Origin of the sequence: Pandoraea pnomenusa, from assembly GCF_040391475.1 — a bacterium.
In the GTDB taxonomy this organism is placed as follows: domain Bacteria; phylum Pseudomonadota; class Gammaproteobacteria; order Burkholderiales; family Burkholderiaceae; genus Pandoraea; species Pandoraea pnomenusa_C.
Window position 1 is genome coordinate 127,874 of record NZ_JBEBXS010000002.1, and the last position, 15,687, is coordinate 143,560.

The 15,687-nt window shown below is 64.2% G+C and carries 15 protein-coding genes; 1 reads left to right on the plus strand and 14 read right to left on the minus strand.

Going from position 1 to position 15,687, the window contains the following annotated elements:
• Positions 1-36: 36 nt before the first annotated feature.
• Genes ABWO90_RS03285 through ABWO90_RS03300 form a run of 4 tightly spaced genes read right to left on the minus strand, consistent with a single transcriptional unit; the run spans position 37 to position 2,457 of the window.
• On the minus strand, positions 37-465 hold the full coding sequence (locus tag ABWO90_RS03285; protein WP_353189767.1) for an ExbD/TolR family protein: 429 nt from the start codon (positions 463-465) through the stop codon (positions 37-39).
• Between the two features lie 29 nt (positions 466-494).
• Positions 495-929 carry an ExbD/TolR family protein gene (locus ABWO90_RS03290; protein WP_353189768.1) on the minus strand — a complete coding sequence of 145 codons (435 nt, stop codon included), beginning with the start codon at positions 927-929 and terminating at the stop codon, positions 495-497.
• Between the two features lie 4 nt (positions 930-933).
• A complete protein-coding gene (locus ABWO90_RS03295) occupies positions 934-1,764 on the minus strand; it encodes a MotA/TolQ/ExbB proton channel family protein (RefSeq protein ID WP_353189769.1) in 831 nt (276 codons plus the stop codon).
• Between the two features lie 54 nt (positions 1,765-1,818).
• Positions 1,819-2,457: an energy transducer TonB gene (locus ABWO90_RS03300; protein WP_353189770.1), complete on the minus strand. Its 639-nt coding sequence runs from the start codon at positions 2,455-2,457 to the stop codon at positions 1,819-1,821.
• Between the two features lie 242 nt (positions 2,458-2,699).
• Between ABWO90_RS03300 and ABWO90_RS03305 the strand changes: the two genes are divergently transcribed.
• Entirely contained in the window at positions 2,700-3,419 is a 720-nt protein-coding gene (locus ABWO90_RS03305; protein WP_353189771.1) for a response regulator, read from the plus strand.
• A 57-nt stretch (positions 3,420-3,476) separates the two neighbouring features.
• Here ABWO90_RS03305 and ABWO90_RS03310 read toward each other — a convergent pair whose 3' ends face one another.
• From ABWO90_RS03310 to ABWO90_RS03355, 10 genes are all read right to left on the minus strand, one after another.
• The gene (locus ABWO90_RS03310) at positions 3,477-5,015 is read right to left on the minus strand and encodes a TolC family protein (RefSeq protein WP_353189772.1); all 1,539 of its coding nucleotides are present in this window, start codon (positions 5,013-5,015) and stop codon (positions 3,477-3,479) included.
• Positions 5,012-7,192 carry a peptidase domain-containing ABC transporter gene (locus tag ABWO90_RS03315; RefSeq protein WP_353189773.1) on the minus strand — a complete coding sequence of 727 codons (2,181 nt, stop codon included), beginning with the start codon at positions 7,190-7,192 and terminating at the stop codon, positions 5,012-5,014. The genes ABWO90_RS03310 and ABWO90_RS03315 overlap by 4 nt, the downstream gene beginning before the upstream one ends.
• Positions 7,193-7,194: 2 nt before the next feature.
• A complete protein-coding gene (locus ABWO90_RS03320; protein WP_353189774.1) occupies positions 7,195-8,448 on the minus strand; it encodes an HlyD family secretion protein in 1,254 nt (417 codons plus the stop codon).
• A 104-nt stretch (positions 8,449-8,552) separates the two neighbouring features.
• The gene (locus ABWO90_RS03325) at positions 8,553-8,744 is read right to left on the minus strand and encodes a hypothetical protein (RefSeq protein WP_353189775.1); all 192 of its coding nucleotides are present in this window, start codon (positions 8,742-8,744) and stop codon (positions 8,553-8,555) included.
• Between the two features lie 44 nt (positions 8,745-8,788).
• The gene (locus ABWO90_RS03330) at positions 8,789-8,959 is read right to left on the minus strand and encodes a hypothetical protein (RefSeq protein WP_353189776.1); all 171 of its coding nucleotides are present in this window, start codon (positions 8,957-8,959) and stop codon (positions 8,789-8,791) included.
• 228 nt (positions 8,960-9,187) lie between these two features.
• Entirely contained in the window at positions 9,188-10,996 is a 1,809-nt protein-coding gene (locus ABWO90_RS03335; RefSeq protein ID WP_353189777.1) for an SLC13 family permease, read from the minus strand.
• Between the two features lie 29 nt (positions 10,997-11,025).
• Complete coding sequence (gene ggt, locus ABWO90_RS03340; RefSeq protein ID WP_353189778.1) at positions 11,026-12,687, minus strand: gamma-glutamyltransferase; 1,662 nt, start codon at positions 12,685-12,687, stop codon at positions 11,026-11,028.
• Positions 12,688-12,749: 62 nt separating this feature from the next.
• Positions 12,750-12,968: an EmrB/QacA subfamily drug resistance transporter gene (locus ABWO90_RS03345; protein WP_353189779.1), complete on the minus strand. Its 219-nt coding sequence runs from the start codon at positions 12,966-12,968 to the stop codon at positions 12,750-12,752.
• A gap of 10 nt (positions 12,969-12,978) precedes the next feature.
• Positions 12,979-14,613: an L-lactate permease gene (locus ABWO90_RS03350; protein WP_353189780.1), complete on the minus strand. Its 1,635-nt coding sequence runs from the start codon at positions 14,611-14,613 to the stop codon at positions 12,979-12,981.
• Positions 14,614-14,813: 200 nt separating this feature from the next.
• The gene (locus tag ABWO90_RS03355; RefSeq protein ID WP_353189781.1) at positions 14,814-15,485 is read right to left on the minus strand and encodes a SagB/ThcOx family dehydrogenase; all 672 of its coding nucleotides are present in this window, start codon (positions 15,483-15,485) and stop codon (positions 14,814-14,816) included.
• Positions 15,486-15,687 lie beyond the last annotated feature (202 nt).

Consider the following 15,687-nt stretch of genomic DNA (forward strand, 5'->3'; position numbering starts at 1 on the left):
GTCAGCGCGCGAAGGCACCGGCGGCCAGACGCGCTGTCATTGCGCGAAACGCTCGTTGCCCACCAGTCCGATGCGTGTCACGCCCAGCCGTTGCGCCGACGCCATGACCGTGGCGACAGACCGGTACGGCGCTTGCGCGTCGGCGCGCAGGTGAAGCTCGGTGGGCGGCGTGGACGTCGCGGCTTCGGTGAGATGGGTTTCCAACTGGGCGCGGTCGCTGAGCGGCAGTCCGTTCCAGGCGAGCGCGCCGCTCGCATCGACGTCGACCTGCACGACGACCGGCGGCGCAGGGGGCGCGGCATTGGAAGGCGTTGGCATGTCGAGTTTTACGGCATGCGTCTGAATCGGAATGGTGAGAATCAGCATGATGAGCAGGACCAACATGACGTCGATGAGTGGCGTCGTGTTGATCTCCACCATGATGTCGCTGTTCTCGCCGGCACCCGATGACAGGGTCATGGCCATGACAGTCTCCTGGGGGAGCGCTTCGCGCGCTATTGGCGCGGCGGCGCTTCGGTAATGAAATCGACCTTGGCGATGCCCGCGCGCTGGCACGTCAGGACAACGCGTCCGATGGCGGCGTAGCGGGCATCGAGGTCGCCGCGAATATGCACTTCGGGCTGGGGCGACAAGACGGCGACCGCCTTGAGTTTCTCCAGCAACGTTGCGGCGTCGGGAATCCGTCGTTCGTCCCAATACACCTCGCCATCGCGGGTGACGGCGAGGACAACGTTCTGGGGCGTGGTCTGCAGCGGTTGCACCGCTTCCTTCGGCAGCGTGACGGGAACGGTGTGCGAGACCACCGGAATCGTGATCAGGAAGATGATGAGCAACACCAGCATGACGTCGACGAGCGGCGTCGTGTTGATGGTCGCCATGACTTCGTCATGCTCTGCGCCGCCGCTCCCGCCGGAAAGGGACATTGCCATGACATCACCCTACGCGAGCGACTTGCGAGGTACGGGTCGCCACGATGGCCGAAGCCGTCGTCTTTCCCGTGAGCAGCACGTTGTGCAGTTCGCTGCCGAACTCGCGCACCCGCTCCATGACTGCCTTGTTGCGACGCACAAGCCAGTTGTATCCGAGCACTGCAGGCACGGCGACCGCAAGACCGATGGCCGTCATGATCAGGGCTTCGCCCACCGGGCCCGCGACCTTGTCGATGGAGGCTTGCCCGGCAATGCCGATTGCGGTGAGTGCGTGGTAGATGCCCCAGACGGTTCCGAACAGGCCAATGAAGGGCGCGGTGGAGCCGACCGTCCCGAGAAAGGACAGGCCGTCCTGGAGTCGATTCGACACGCCGGTCATGGCGCGTTCGATGGCGCTCGCGACCCAGGTATTCAGGTCGACCTGATCGAGCAAGGCACCGTGGTGGTGGTCTCGCGCCGAGAGTCCCGTTTCCGCGATGTAACGGAACGGACTCCCTTCGTCGAGCATGCGCACCCCTTCGGACAGCGACGCGGCGTTCCAGAACTTCTTCTCTGCCGCACGTGCGCGACGCAGCACCTTGGCCTGCTCAAGCAGTTTGGCGACGATGATGTACCAGCTTCCCATCGACATGATCACGAGAATGAGCAAGGTCCCGCGGGCGATCATGTCGCCCCCTTCCCACAGGGCTTCCAGCCCGTAAGGGTTGGCGACGCTCGCGGCGGCATGGGCGTTGAACGAGGCGAACGCCGCCAGCAGCGATACGATGGCTGTCGGCGCTTTGATGCCGCGAGCCATTGGCGTGAGCGGCGTGGCACGATGGGGGAACTGAAACATGGTCGTCTCCTTGACGTGAATTCAGGGTTTGAGGATGGGCTGTTGAGAACAGCCTCAATTGAGTTGGAAATCGAACGGCACCTGAACGCGGACTTCCTGGCCCTGTGCCACGCATTCGAACTGCCGGACGGCGTTTTCGGCTGCCCGGTCCAGCACCGGGGCGGCCGATCGGGCGATACGAAGCTGTTTGATCTGACCGTCGGTGCCGACCACGAACTCGACGAGCACGTTGCCGGTGACGTTGTCGCGGAGCGCTTCACGCGGGTATCGGATGCCGGCGCGAACCTGAGCGGAGTTCGGGCAAACGACGCCGACATTGGCCGGTACCGGCTTGCTCACGGGCGGCGCTGGCGGCGCAACCGGCGCCGTGGCGACGGGCTTGTCGGCTTGTGCGGCGATGGCGTTCGGTTGCGGCGCTGTCTGCACCTGAACTTCAGGCGGTGGCACGTACGCCTTGGGTTGAACGACGGGGCGCGGCGGGGGCGCGATCTTTTTCACCGGCGGGGGCGGGGGCGGCGGAGGAGGCGGTTTGATCTCCTCGATGATTCGTGTCTCAATGGGGGCCTGAATGATCGTCGCGACGCGGGTCGCGAGCCCGCTGAGCAAGGCATACAGAATCAGTGCGTGCAGCAGTAGCGCCACTCCGATACCGAGCAGTCGCCGGGCGGGCGGTTTGGGTTGGGCGTAATTCATGACTACGTGTCTCCTGCCTGCTTATGTCTTGTGTGGAGTCACGTTACGGCGCAGGTATTTCTGTTTGATCTCAACTTTGTATCGGGTTTGATACATACGAGATGCCGCGCGCAGGGGGGCGGAATATTTCAAGACTGCAACAATGCAGCAAGATTGTTGGCACGTTCGTCGCGGATAATCAGCCGGCAGGGGAAAGCGGACGACGATCCGACGTGGTGGGAGACAAGAAGAGGGAAATGACAATGGCAACGCACGTACTTGTCGTCGATGACGATGCACAGATCCGCAGTCTGCTTTGCGACTGCCTTGCCGACTTCGGCATGAGCTGCATGCAGGCGGCGAACGGGGAGGAGATGCATCGCGTGCTCGAGCACAGCGATATCGACATCGTCGTGCTCGATCTGATGCTGCCGGACAGCGATGGTCTGACGCTATGCCGGGAGCTGCGCACGACGTCGGAGATTCCCATCATCATGCTCACGGCGCGTGGCGAGACCACGGACAGAATCGTGGGGCTCGAGCTTGGGGCAGACGACTATGTCGTGAAGCCCTTCGAGCCGCGCGAGCTGGTGGCGCGCATTCAGACGATATTGCGTCGCACCCGAACACAGACGAGGCCGTCCCCCGAGCCGAAGGACGAGCGTCGGTTCGCCGGGTGGCGCCTCAGTCTGATCGGCCGCCACCTCATCGCACCCGATAACACGGTCATTCCGCTCTCCAACGCGGAATTCAGACTCCTGAATGCGTTTCTCTCTGCCCCGGGACGCGTGTTGAGCCGCGAATATTTGATGGATACGGCGCGAGGCAAGTCCATCGATGCGTTCGATCGCAGCATCGATGTGCAGATTTCGCGTCTGCGCCACAAGTTGCGGGAAGACATCAAGGAGCCGCGCCTGCTGCGGACGATTCGTGGCGAGGGCTACATGCTCGACGTTCGCGCACGATCGGATATGGAAGCGTGAGTTCCGGTGCGCGCCGGGTCTCCGATGGGGGCGTTCGGTCTTGAACCGGCCGCCGGATCACGGCTCCTGGCGTACCAGCTCCGGAGAGAGTCGTCCGACGTCGGCGGCCAGTTGCAGGCGCGCGGTCTGCCAGCCGGTGTATGCCGCAATGCGCTGTTGCTCGGCATCCGTCAGGTCGTTCTGGGCTTTGAGCCATTCGAGCAGCGTGCCCACGCCCGCCTTGTAGCGTCCGAGCGCGACATCCGTCGTCTCTCTCGCATGTGTCAGCAACGTCTCGGAGAGCTGCAAGGCGTCGGCGCTGCTGGAGAACACTTCGTAATGACGCCAGACATCCGCTGCGATCCGGCGCTTGACCAGATTCAGCGTCTCGCGGCGCCGGTCGGCCTCGGCCTGCGCGTCGCGTACGCGATAACCACGCGAGAAGCCCTCGAACAAGGGGATCGAGATCTGCACACCGATACTTCGGTTATTGATCACCTGACGGCTCGTGACCTGCGTGATCGGCGTATCGCCACGGTCGGCCCAGGCCACGAAAGAAACCGTCGGACGTCCCTGGGCGCGTACCACATCGATGTTCGCCTCCGCCGCCTCGAGTTCCGCCTGTGCGGCCAGTACCTCCGGGTGACCGGCCAGCGCCTGGTCGAGCATCGGGCCGATGGCCCGACGCTCGGCGATGACATTGACAGGTGGCAAGGGGGCAAGGGGCAGTGCCGTGTCCGGGCGTGCGCCGATAGCCAGCGCCAGTTGCCCCAGCGCCAGACGCGCGGCGCTCTCGGCCTGCAGCGTGGCGAGACGCATTCGCGACCAGGTCGTCTCCGCCTGAAGTCGGTCGGCGCGCGCACCGATACCGGCACCCAGCCTTGCGGCGGCGGCGTCGTAGCTCTCTTTCGCGATGCGCTCCGCTTCGCGTGCCGAGCGCAGCACGCCTCGCCGGGCTTGTGCTTCGTAGTATGCCCTCACGACGTCGAGGAAAACTGTCTGCAAGCCCGCTTCGCGAGACGAGACGGCGGCGTCGACCAACGCCGTCTCGCGAGCCACCGCCGCTGATCGCTGACCGAAGTCGTACAGTACCCACATCAGGTTCAATGCAATGTCTGTGCTACGCGTGTTCAGCGAGGAATTGAATTCCGGCGAATCGTCGTAGGCGACACGCTGGTCGACGCGTGCGACGCTTCCCGTGGCCGTCACATTCGGAAGATAGGCCGCGCGAGCGATGCCAAGACGCGCCTGCCGTGCCTGCATTTCCGCCCACGACTGACGTGTTCGCGGGTCGGAGGCCAATGCCATCGAAACGGCATCGGACAACGTCAGCGGTGTGTCGATCCTGTTGACGAAAGGGGGGGCGATAGCGGACGCCACCGGGGCACCTGTTGCCGCGGCGGTGGGCATCGCTGGCATGGCGATTCTGGGCGACGAGGCGGACGTGGGTGCGCTCGGCGGCACATCGAGCAGCGCCGGTGGCGGCGGCACCATGGCATGCAGCGGGTCGTCCCAGCCCCACGCGTGAGCCGTTTGAGGGAAGCCACCCGAGATCACTGCGAGACCGGCGAGGAACCCCGACATGCAACGGCTGGCGGTACGGTGCACAGTGCTCATGCCGATGCGGCGTCCGCCTCACGCACGACCGCCGCTTCAGCGTGAAGCACCTGCCCCGCTCGCCGAACATCGTGGACGATACGCCCGGCTGCCAGCATCAGTTCACGCGACGCCGTCACGATCGTCTCGGGCCGGTGCGCGACGATGATGCGGGTGATGGGCAGCATCGCAACGGCGGCGTTGACCTCCCGTTCGCGCGCAACATCGAGATGGCTGGTCGCCTCGTCAAGAAACAGCACGCTTGGGCGTTTGTAGAGCGCACGCGCGAGTAATACGCGTTGCTTCTGTCCACCGGAGAGCACGGTGCCCATGTCGCCGACGAGCGTGTTGTAGGCCATTGGCATGGCGGCGATGTCGTCGTGAATGGCGGCGACTTGCGCGCAGTCGCCCACCCACGACAGATCGGCATGCGGATCGAAGAAACTGATGTTCTCGGCGATGGTGCCGGCGAACAGCGTGTCGTCCTGCAGCACCGTCCCCGCAAGCTGGCGCAGCTTGTCCAGTCCGACATGCCCCACGGGCACGCCGTCGAGCAGCACTTCGCCCTCGGTCGGCGGCAGGATACCCAGCAGCACATTGATCAGCGTCGACTTGCCGCCACCGGAAGCGCCGGTGATCGCCACCGATTCGCCGGCTTCGATCCGGAAGTTCACGCCGTCGAGCACATAAGGCTCATGCTCGCTGTAGCGAAAGCGAAGATTGCGTACCTCGATGACCGGCACCGACGGCGTATCGCTCAATTCGGCGGCGTCGCGCCAGGTTGCAGGCGACGCCGGTTCCGGCGCATGCAGCACGATATCGGCCAACCGCTCGCCCTGCAGTTGCATCATCTTCACATCCACCCACTTGTCGAGCAGCGCACTCACGCGCGTGTCGAACATCAGCTTGTAGGCCATGAACGCGATCAATGCGCCGACCGTGAACGTGCCGCCCAGCACGAACCGCGCGCCCAGCCAGACGATGACGATGGTCTCCAGGCCGAACAGTACGCCGCTCAATGCGCGATAGCCGAGCGCCATCTTCTGGATCATGAGATCGGCGTTGATCTGATTGACGAGCAGGGTGAGCCAGCGCGAGCGCCGTTCGTCCTGCTGACGGAACAGCTTGATGGTCTTTACGCCGCGCACGGTTTCGAGGAAGTGCGTCTGCTGCTTGGCGGTGTGGATGATCTGGGCCTCGGTGGCGTCGCGCAGCGGCACGAACCACAGCCATCGCCCGAAGGCATAGAGCGCCATCGTGCCTACGGCGATCCACGCGAGCGGTGCGCTGAACACGAACATCATGGCGAGGGTGAGGGTCATCACGAGACCGTCGAGCATCGCCTCGAGAAACGACGTTGTCAGCGTACGCTGGATGGCGTCGATGGCGCCGAAGCGGGAGACCACGTCGCCCAGATGCCGCTTCTCGAAATAAGTGATCGGCAGGCGCAGCAGATGCATGAACACGTTGCTGCGCCATTGCAGGTTCAGCGTGGTACCAAGGAACATCAGCACCCAGCCGCGTGCTACCGTGGTGACCTGCTGCATCAGCAGCAAGAGCGCGAAGCCGATGGCCAGCGTGGTGAGCAGGTCGCGATCCGCACTCGGTAGCACATGGTCGATGACCCACTGCATCAGGAACGGTTGCAGCACCATCAGCACTTCGAGCACCAGCGCCAGCATGACCACGTGCGTGATCGAGGCGCCGAGGCCGGTAATCCGCCCGATCAGGCGTTGCAGGCGCACCGGGCTGCGCTCGCGCAGGGGCGAGAACTGGGCTGTCGGCCAGAGTTCCAGCGCGACGCCCGTGAAGCTTCGCGAGATCTCCTCGAACGAGCATTTCCGGATACCCATCGCCGGATCGAAGATCGTGACCGTGCGGCTACTGACTTCGCGCAAGACCACGAAGTGATTGAACTCCCAATGCAGGATGCAGGGCAGGCGCAGCCTGGACAGCGCATCGATGTCGAGCTTGACCGGGCGCGAGGCAAGCTCCATGCGGGCGGCCAGTTGCACCAGTGCACCGAGCGTCAGCCCTTTGAGCGAGACCGGGAAGCGTCCGCGCAGTGTTGCCAGATCGGTCTCGTGGCCGTGATAGCCGGCGATCATGCCGAGACAGGCCAGCCCGCATTCCGCCGCCTCCGTCTGCAGCATGAGCGGCATGCGTTGGCGAAACCCCAGTGCCAGACGTTCAAGCATGATTACAGTTTCCCCGACAGGCTCTGGACGGGATCGAACGCCCATTGATAAAGACGGCGACGTTGTTGAAGCAGATCGGCCTCGACCTGCATGCCCGAGCGCAATGCCCACGGTTGGCCGAGCGGCGACGTCGGCGTGGTGTTGAACGAGACCGTGATGCGATATAACGGTTCGGCCGCTCCCCCGCGCTGTGCACCGGCGGCGTCGCCGAGTTGTTCGGCGGGCAGCGCGGTCTGCGCCACGGCTTCGACGACACCGGGCTGCTGCCCGAAGCGCTCGTATGGGTAGGCCTGATAACGCAACAGCACCTTGTCGCCGGGTTTGACCGCACCCACCGACCGGCTGGGTGCATAGAGTTCTGCCTGAAGCCGCGACCCGGCAGGCACGATGGCGGCCAGTGGCCGACGCGCGTCGACGGCCTGTCCGACGTCGGCCACGACTGCCGTGACGATGCCGGCCTGCGGCGCCACGATCACGGCGCTGCGCTTGGCTTCGCTCTGACTCAGGGCTTCGGCGTTGCCCGATAGCTCCCGGTCGATGGCGGCGAGCTGCTTCTCGTGCTTCAGTGCGAGTTCGGCGAGGGCGTTTTGCTGCGACGTCAGGTCGGCGCCAATGCGAAGCCGCTCGCGCATGAGCGTCTGCAACTGGCTGCGTTGGTCGAGGGCGTCGGCCTGTTTCTGGTCGGCCTGCTCTTGCGAGATGTAGCCCTGACCGACCAGACCGCGGTATCGCAAGGCCGTCTGCTCGGCAAGCGCAGCGCGTTCGCGCTGTCCGGCGATCTGCACGTCGAGCGCACCGGCCTGGCCGCGCAGTCCTTTGACGGTGGCTTCGAGGCTGCTGTGCTCACCGGCCTGAATCGCGCGAGTTTTCTCGCGCGAGTCCCGCAGGCTTTCGTCGCGCTGGCGCACTTGCGCGCTGATGGCGGCCTGTGTGGCGCCCAGTGCGCTCTGACGCTCGCCGGAGACCACAAACAGGACATCGCCGGATGTCACCCGTTGCTCGTCGCGCACGCGCCGCTCGACCACGATGCCGCTGTCGGGAACGTAGAGCTTGATCAGGCCGAGTTCAGGGACGAGTTGACCGTGAACGGTAGCGCGTTGGGTATAGCTGCCGAACGCCAGAAAGCCGATCACGGCGATGGCGAACGATGTCAGCACAACGGTGAGCAGGCGCATCGAGAGCGGTTGAACGAGGACGATCTCCCCGAGGGAGGTCGTCTTTTGCGCGGCAAGCGCTTCTTCGCGGAATAGGGGCACGGTGTGGTTAGGTGGGCGTCGGGTGCGGCATCACATGGGCGGGAGTGATACCCGGCGTCGATCACTCGCGCATGGAAGAACCGGCGCGAGTGATTTTCGTGCAATCAGAACGTCGGGCCGGGACCACTCGGCACGACTTTGGTCACGCCGGCCGCATTGGTTTGAAACGGCGGCAATTTCAGGTTGGAACGTGTCATGCCCACGCCTCCGCCAACCTGTGCAATCTCTGCTGTCGACAGTTCCACTGGCGGCTGGACTTCGGTGCTCTGCGGCTTGGTATCAGTCTTGATTGTCATGGTCAGCGCTTCGGAAAAATGAAGAGTGATATGTGGCGGGTGCGTCAGTGCGCGGACCTGAAGTCCGGCCCGTTCACCAGCGGCCGGGCGGTGCCGATCGAAGTGTTGACGAACTTGCCGGCGCCCCCGCCGACCTGTGCGATCTCTTCAGCAGTCAGTTCGGCGGGTTGCTCGACGTCGGGGCTTTGCGAGGTCTTGGGTGTTTCGGTTGCCATAGCGATGGTCTCCAGAAAACGAATCAGGCGAAGGCGCTGAGAGAAAGCGAAGACAGCCGTCGTGCCGGGCAATCCGCTCAAGTTATTGCGGCGGACCTCGGCGCACGACCAAAATGCGACCTTCGATTGGGATGCTAGCCATCGGGCCGGTAGGGCGCATTGGACTAAAGTCGTATACGCGATGCGTATCGGGGAGGGGGACGTCAGGCAGGGAGCTGACAGGGGCCGTTAGAAGGGCCAGTAAAGCGGGGCGATGATCACGACGACCGTCAACGACCAGAGCGCGATCAACAGGCCGATTTTCCAGTAATCGCCGAATGCATACGCGCCCGGCCCGTACGTCACGATGTTGACGGGCGTACTCATCGGCGTGAGGTGAGCGGCCCCGGCGCCCAGCGCCACGGCGATCAGGAACGGCGTGACCGACACGCCCAGTTCCTGCGCGGTCGCCACGGCGATCGGCACCATCACCAGTGCTGCAGAATTGTTGGAGATCACCTGCGTCAGCACGCACGCCACGAGAAACAGGCCGGCCATCACGGCGCGAGGCCCACCTGCACCAACGACCTGAATCACGTAATCGCCGAGCAGATAGGCGAGCCCCGTATTCGACATGGCGGTCGCCAGCGGGATCAGTGCGCCGACCAGAATGCAGGTATTCCAGTCGATGCGATACAGCTGATCCAGCGTGATGACGCGCATGAGCACCATCGCCGTCACGCACATCAGGGTGGCGACGGCAGCCGGCACGACATTGGTCGCGAGCATGACGACCAGCGCGGCCAGAATGATCAGGGCTTCACGCGCCCCCCGACCCAGCGCCACGGTTTGCCGCCGCACGGTTTGCGGCGCTTCGACCATCAACAGTTGCGGGTCGGAGAAGTGCTTGTCGAGCGCTTCCCACGTGCCGCGAAACAGCAAATGGTCGCCGGCGCGCAAGGCGGTCGGCACATTCCCGAGATCCTGATTGCCGCGCTGCACCGCGAGTACGATCAGATCGCCTTCGTGTGTCGCCATGCCGGGGAACACGGTTTGACCGATCAAGGCGGAGCGCGACGGAATGACGACTTCGGCGAGTCCCGAGGATCGATTGAACAGCGCGTTCGTGAGCGTGTGCGCCTCCGACACCGGCTCCCGGATCGCCAGACCGAGATCGCTGGCGAGTTGTGCGATGTTCCCCGAATTGCCTCGCACGAGCAGATGCTGCCCCTCGGCGAGCGGCGCCGCATCGATGGGGTGATTCTCGTCGTCCACCACGCCCAGCAAATCGACGCCCGGATACGGCGCCGGGTCGATGTCGCCAAACGTCCTGCCGATGAGGCGAGAGCCTGACCGGATACGCAGGCGGTACGTCCCATCGGCAATCCGGTATTGCTCGACCAGGGTATTCGCATGCTGGCTGAAGTCGGCGGGCAGCGCGCTCGACTGCCGCTTGGGGAGCAACAGCGGCCCGAGTACCAGAATGATGAAGAGCGTGCCCGCGAAGAGCGGCAGGCCGACGATGGACCACTCGAAGAAGCGGATGGGGGTGCCGCCGGCTGCATCTGCCGCATTGGTGGCGATGACATTGACCGGGCTGCCCAGCAACGTCAGCTTTGCCCCGGTCAGACAGGCAATCGACACCGGCATCATCAGTTGCGATGGCGGAATCTTCATGCGCACGCAGATCACGACGGCGATCGGCAACATTGCCACCACGGCCCCGTTCATGCCGATCAATGCCGTCGATACGGCACTCAGGATCAGGAGCGAGGCGATGAGACGCTTCGGGTGACTGCCCGCATGGCGAATCAGCCACTGTCCGGCCCAGGTGCCCACGCCGGTGGTCTCCAGACCGATACCGATGCCCAGCAACGCCGCGATGAAGACGATCAGCGGGTCACCGAACCCGCTGAGCGCCTCGTGCATCGTGAGTACACCGCTCAGGTAGAGCGCGATCAGCGACATGACCGCGACGACAGCCGCAGGCAAACGGTTCCAGATGAACAGCGCCATCGTCACGACCAGCACCAGCGACGTCACGACCATCGGATTCATCGACGACCGCCTCCTGACGAATGAGACCGCTAGTAGCCGAGCGCCGCACCGTCGCCGCGTGGATCGGCGCCGCCTTCATAGCAGCCGCGTTCGCGATCGACAAGAATGCCGTGCGCATGCCCCATGTTGTCGTTCCAGTCCGTGACCATCTGCACCGGCTGTCCGCGACGCTTGAGTTCCCGCACCACCTGATCGGGAATACGACCTTCGAGCGACATATTGCGCGACTTGGTGCCCCACGTGCGCCCCATGAGCCAGCGCGGCGCTTCGATCGCCTGTTGCACGTCGTAACCGAAGTCGATGATGCGCGTGATCATCGCCGCTTGTGTCTGCGGTTGTCCTTCCCCGCCCATCGAACCGAAGGCGAGGTAGGGCTTGCCGTCGCGGGTCATCAGCGCGGGAATCAACGTGTGGAAGGTCTTCTTGCCCGGCGCCAGGCAGTTCGGATGGTTTTCGTCCAGCGAGAAGAACGCACCGCGGTTCTGCATGATGATGCCGGTGTCGCCACCGGTCACGGCGCTGCCGAAGTCGTGATAGATCGACTGGATCAGCGAGACCACCATGCCTTCCTTGTCGGACGCGCAGAAGTAGCACGTGTCGCCGTCCGGGGGCAGCCGCGCGTGGGCGTGCGCATAAGCGATGCCGGCCGGCACCGTGGCGATGTCCAGCGCGTGTGCGGGATCGATCAGTTTGCGTCGTTCGTCGCCGTACGCTTTGGAGATGAGCTTGTCGACGGGGATCGAGACGAAACGCGGGTCGGTGAGCCATTCTTCCCGGTCGGCGAATGCGATTTTCACGGCCTCGGCCAGAAAGTGATAGTAGTCCGCCGTGCCGTCGCCCCAGGCGCGCACGTCGAACCCTTCGATCATGTTGAGAATTTGCAGCGGCGTGAAGCCCTGCGTATTCGGCGGCAGTTCGTAGACCGTATGGCCACGGTAGTCGGCGCTGATCGGTGTGACCCATTCCGCCTGGTACGCGGCGAAATCGCTGGCCGCCAGCGGCGACCCGGCAGGCCCGAGGCCCTTGCAGATGCGCTCGCCGATGGCGCCCTCGTAGAAGCCGGCGCGCGCACCGTTCTCCGCAAGATGTTGCAACGATTGCGCCAATGCCGCCTGCACCAGACGGTCGCCGTCGACCGGCACGCGGCCGCCCGGCAGGAAGATGGCGGCGGTTTGCGGGTACTGCTTGAGGATCGGCTCGTCCTGCACGGTCCAGTCGACCAGCGAGCGCGAGACCGGCACGCCGTCGCGCGCGTAACGGATGGCCGGACCGAAGAGGGCAGCCCAGGGCAGACGTCCGAAACGTTCATGCGCCAGACGCCATCCGTCGATCGCCCCGGGCACGGTCAGCACGGCCTTTGGCCCGCGTGCACCGATCTCGGTCGCACCCGCTTTGCCGCGATACAGGTCCAGCGTTGCCGCTTGTGCGGCGGGACCGCTGGCGTTGATGGCGTGGATCTGGCCGTCCGCCGGGTCGGCGATCAGCCAGAAGCCGTCGCCGCCGAGTCCGGCCATGTGCGGGTAGGCCACGCAGAGGACCGCGTTGGCCGCGATGGCGGCATCGACCGCCGAGCCGTCGCGTTGCAACATCTCGACGCCGGCCTGACTGGCCAGATAGTGTGGCGTCGCCACCATGCCTTGCGGGGCACGCGTAGGGGGGCGGCCCGTGCGGGGGCCATTGGCATGACTCATGATGTTTGACTCCTGTGCGGGAGATCCGTCGGCGCGCGAGAGGGCAGGGGATCGATCGCGGCTTACGAGGCGCGGTCGTCGAACTCCATGCCGGCGTCTCTCACCTTGTCTTTCGAGTGATCCATGAACCGCGTGATGATCGGCAGCGCACCGGCCGCGATCACGCACAGCAGTCCGATGGTCACGAGGAACCCGTTGTTGCCGGTCGAGCCGTGACTCACGACCGGAAAGGCGACAAACATCAGGATCAGTGCAAGCGTTTCGGCAACGAGCTTGTCCATGACATTCCCCTCAGGCGAGGACCACGAGGGCGACCGTCCCGATGCCGGTCAGGATCGCCACGATGATGGTCCACGGAATGGCGAGCCGCATGACGGCGCCCTCTTGTCCCTTGATCCCCGTGATGCTGGTGCCGAGCACGATGTTTGCGGGGCCGATGGCGTTGCCGTACGCGCTACCTGCGGCCTGGGCGGCGATGATGGCCTCTACCGGCATCGAGTGAAGCTGGGCGACGTCGCTCTGCAAGCCGCCGAACAGCACATTCGACGCAGTGCTACTCGACGTCATGAAGGCACCGAGCGCGCCGATCACACTGGCAATCCCGGCGTAGACGAGCGGGGGCGATACGTCGGCGATCCCGTGGGCAAGCACCATGGTCTGGCCACTGTGGTCAAGAATTCGGCTGGTCACCAGAAACGCGATCACCGGCAGCGACGCGGGCACGCCGTCCGTCAACAGCGAGCGGCCCAGGTTTTCCCCACCGTGGCGCGCTTGCCACGCCGCGTAAAACCCGTTGGATCGATAGACGACCCACACGACGACTGCGGCGATCAACAACATCGTTCCCGGGTGCGTCAGCAGGGAAAACGGCGCATATCGCGCAGTGGCCGCATTGGTGACGCCAAAGCCCGTGGTGACCTCGGGAAACGGCAAGCCGATTCTGAACTGGCGCAGCGCGTTGTTCAGCGGATCGATCAACTGAATGCTCAACGTGACGATGGTTAGTACTACATATGGCATGAATGCCATACCGATGCTCATCACGGGCTTTTCTGCGTTGATGTCGGTACGCACGGCCGATTCGTCCATGGCGGGGCGCTCGGGGACTTCTTCGACCGGTACGGGGTCACTGTAACGGCGCCAGCGCGAGAGCGGGTACAGCGCGATCATCGCCACGGCGGCGGCCAGGAATGTCGACAGTTCCGGACTGAGGAAGGCGAACAGCAGTTGTCCGACGCCGAGAATCGTGCCGAGGATCAACACGAGCGGCCATGCGTGACGCACTGCGGGGCCGCGTCCGTAGAGCCACACGATGAGCAGGCCGCCCATATATGTCGGGATGAGCAGCAGCAGGCAGGATTCGAATGCGGCGCGGGTCACGTCCTGCACCTCCGCCACCTGCAACGTCGCCAGCCAGCCGACCCCCAATGTGCCGAAGAATCGGGCCCATGCGTGCGCGATGATGGAAATGGCGGCCGCGTATACGGGTCTCACGCCCATGGCGAGCAGGAGGGGGGCCACGACCACAATCGGCGCGCCGAACCCCGCTATGCCCTGAAGAAACGACGAGAAGATCCAGCCAAGGGCGAGGATGATGAACAGCTCGTTGCGGCTGAAGCGCGAGATGCCGTGCCGGAGCGCGTCATAACCACCGGCCTGTTTCGTGATCTGGTAGAGGAGCAGGGCCGGCCACATCACGTACAGAATGAAGATGGCGTCCCAGATGCCCTTCGCACTGGCGACCGTCAAGGTCGAGATGGGGGTGCGAAAGGCGAAGAAAGCGATCAGGCCCGCAACGAACATGGCGCCGGGGCCCGCCTCGGGGGCCCGCCACCGAAGCGGCACAAGGAAGACCAGCAGGGCAACGATGGAGAGCGTTGCCAGAATCCAATGGAGCAAATCGACTGGAACGGAAGCGTAGGTCATTGTGCCACCTTCTTATCATCGCGTTTGCCGCCCCCGGTGCGAATCGTTTGGTTCTTTATATGTAAGTGATTAATACTAGGTGCTGACGAGATTTCCGCAAGCCGATTTTCCTTCGTCAGCCTGCGGATTCCCGCGGAAATGCCTGATTTGGATTACAAGATAAATAACCGCTTTCGCCGGTTTTCTTGTGTGAATCAGCGTCAGGGCATGAAGCCCGTCGGAATGAGATAAATCACGGTTTGTCCGGGTGGCAGTGCGAGGGCTTGTGCAGCGCCTGCGCCATTCACGGCGCCGACGGGAACCGTCCCAAGGCCGAGCGCCGTGGCTTGAAGCAACAGGTTCTGTGCCGCATGTCCCGCTTCGATGTCGGCGTAGACATTGGCTCTTGCCCCGTACCGCGCAACGAGCCTGCCGGGATCCGCTGCGACCACCAGCACGGCCGGCGCCGAGGTGATGGAGGTTTGCTGTACCGCAAGGGATTTCAACTGCGGTCGAAGATCGGCTGTCGTTCGTGATTCGGCTCGGTGCCCGCTCGGGAGGTAGTGAATCACCTCGGACGCCGTTACGACATAGAGGTCGAGCGCGTACAGGGCGCCTGCGGACGGCGCGGTTCGCTTGCCGTCTGTGCTCGTGATCCCTTGCCCGGCCCAAAGCAGTTGTCCGAGGGTGTCGAGCGGCAACGCCGCAGCGCCGAAGGCGCGCACGGATCGGCGTCGGGCGAGCGCCTCTTCGAGCGACACCTTGCCGGCCAGCACGGGCTTAGGCAATGCGATTTGATTCGGGTATTGCGCTGGCGCTTGCTGCGCCAGGCTGGCGGGACTTTCGGCAACCGCACTCGCAGCGATCAGGGCCAACACTTCACGACGTTTCATCGAGACCTCCCCGACCAAGCCGGATTCGCGGGTGTGCCGACCTTCACCGTCCGCCGAAACACGATGCATGAGACATTGATAATAGAAGCTAATCGGCGTTTCGCAAGGACCGCCCGGTGAACAAAGCACCCGAACGCCCGCTGGCGCCCGGGCCGGCGCGGCAATCGCCTCAAATCACCGTATGCCGCCATCTATCGCCGGG

What these genes read in the sequence shown, in the direction of transcription:
- ABWO90_RS03295 (WP_353189769.1), bottom strand. Translation starts at nt 1,764, where the DNA reads ATGTTTCAGTTCCCCCATCGTGCCACGCCGCTCACGCCAATGGCTCGC.
- ABWO90_RS03350 (WP_353189780.1), bottom strand. Translation starts at nt 14,613, where the DNA reads ATGACCTACGCTTCCGTTCCAGTCGATTTGCTCCATTGGATTCTGGCA.
- ABWO90_RS03315 (WP_353189773.1), bottom strand. Translation starts at nt 7,192, where the DNA reads ATGCTTGAACGTCTGGCACTGGGGTTTCGCCAACGCATGCCGCTCATG.
- ABWO90_RS03325 (WP_353189775.1), bottom strand. Translation starts at nt 8,744, where the DNA reads ATGACAATCAAGACTGATACCAAGCCGCAGAGCACCGAAGTCCAGCCG.
- ABWO90_RS03310 (WP_353189772.1), bottom strand. Translation starts at nt 5,015, where the DNA reads ATGAGCACTGTGCACCGTACCGCCAGCCGTTGCATGTCGGGGTTCCTC.
- ABWO90_RS03300 (WP_353189770.1), bottom strand. Translation starts at nt 2,457, where the DNA reads ATGAATTACGCCCAACCCAAACCGCCCGCCCGGCGACTGCTCGGTATC.
- ABWO90_RS03290 (WP_353189768.1), bottom strand. Translation starts at nt 929, where the DNA reads ATGGCAATGTCCCTTTCCGGCGGGAGCGGCGGCGCAGAGCATGACGAA.
- ABWO90_RS03330 (WP_353189776.1), bottom strand. Translation starts at nt 8,959, where the DNA reads ATGGCAACCGAAACACCCAAGACCTCGCAAAGCCCCGACGTCGAGCAA.
- ABWO90_RS03285 (WP_353189767.1), bottom strand. Translation starts at nt 465, where the DNA reads ATGGCCATGACCCTGTCATCGGGTGCCGGCGAGAACAGCGACATCATG.
- ggt (WP_353189778.1), bottom strand. Translation starts at nt 12,687, where the DNA reads ATGAGTCATGCCAATGGCCCCCGCACGGGCCGCCCCCCTACGCGTGCC.
- ABWO90_RS03335 (WP_353189777.1), bottom strand. Translation starts at nt 10,996, where the DNA reads ATGAATCCGATGGTCGTGACGTCGCTGGTGCTGGTCGTGACGATGGCG.
- ABWO90_RS03355 (WP_353189781.1), bottom strand. Translation starts at nt 15,485, where the DNA reads ATGAAACGTCGTGAAGTGTTGGCCCTGATCGCTGCGAGTGCGGTTGCC.
- ABWO90_RS03305 (WP_353189771.1), top strand. Translation starts at nt 2,700, where the DNA reads ATGGCAACGCACGTACTTGTCGTCGATGACGATGCACAGATCCGCAGT.
- ABWO90_RS03345 (WP_353189779.1), bottom strand. Translation starts at nt 12,968, where the DNA reads ATGGACAAGCTCGTTGCCGAAACGCTTGCACTGATCCTGATGTTTGTC.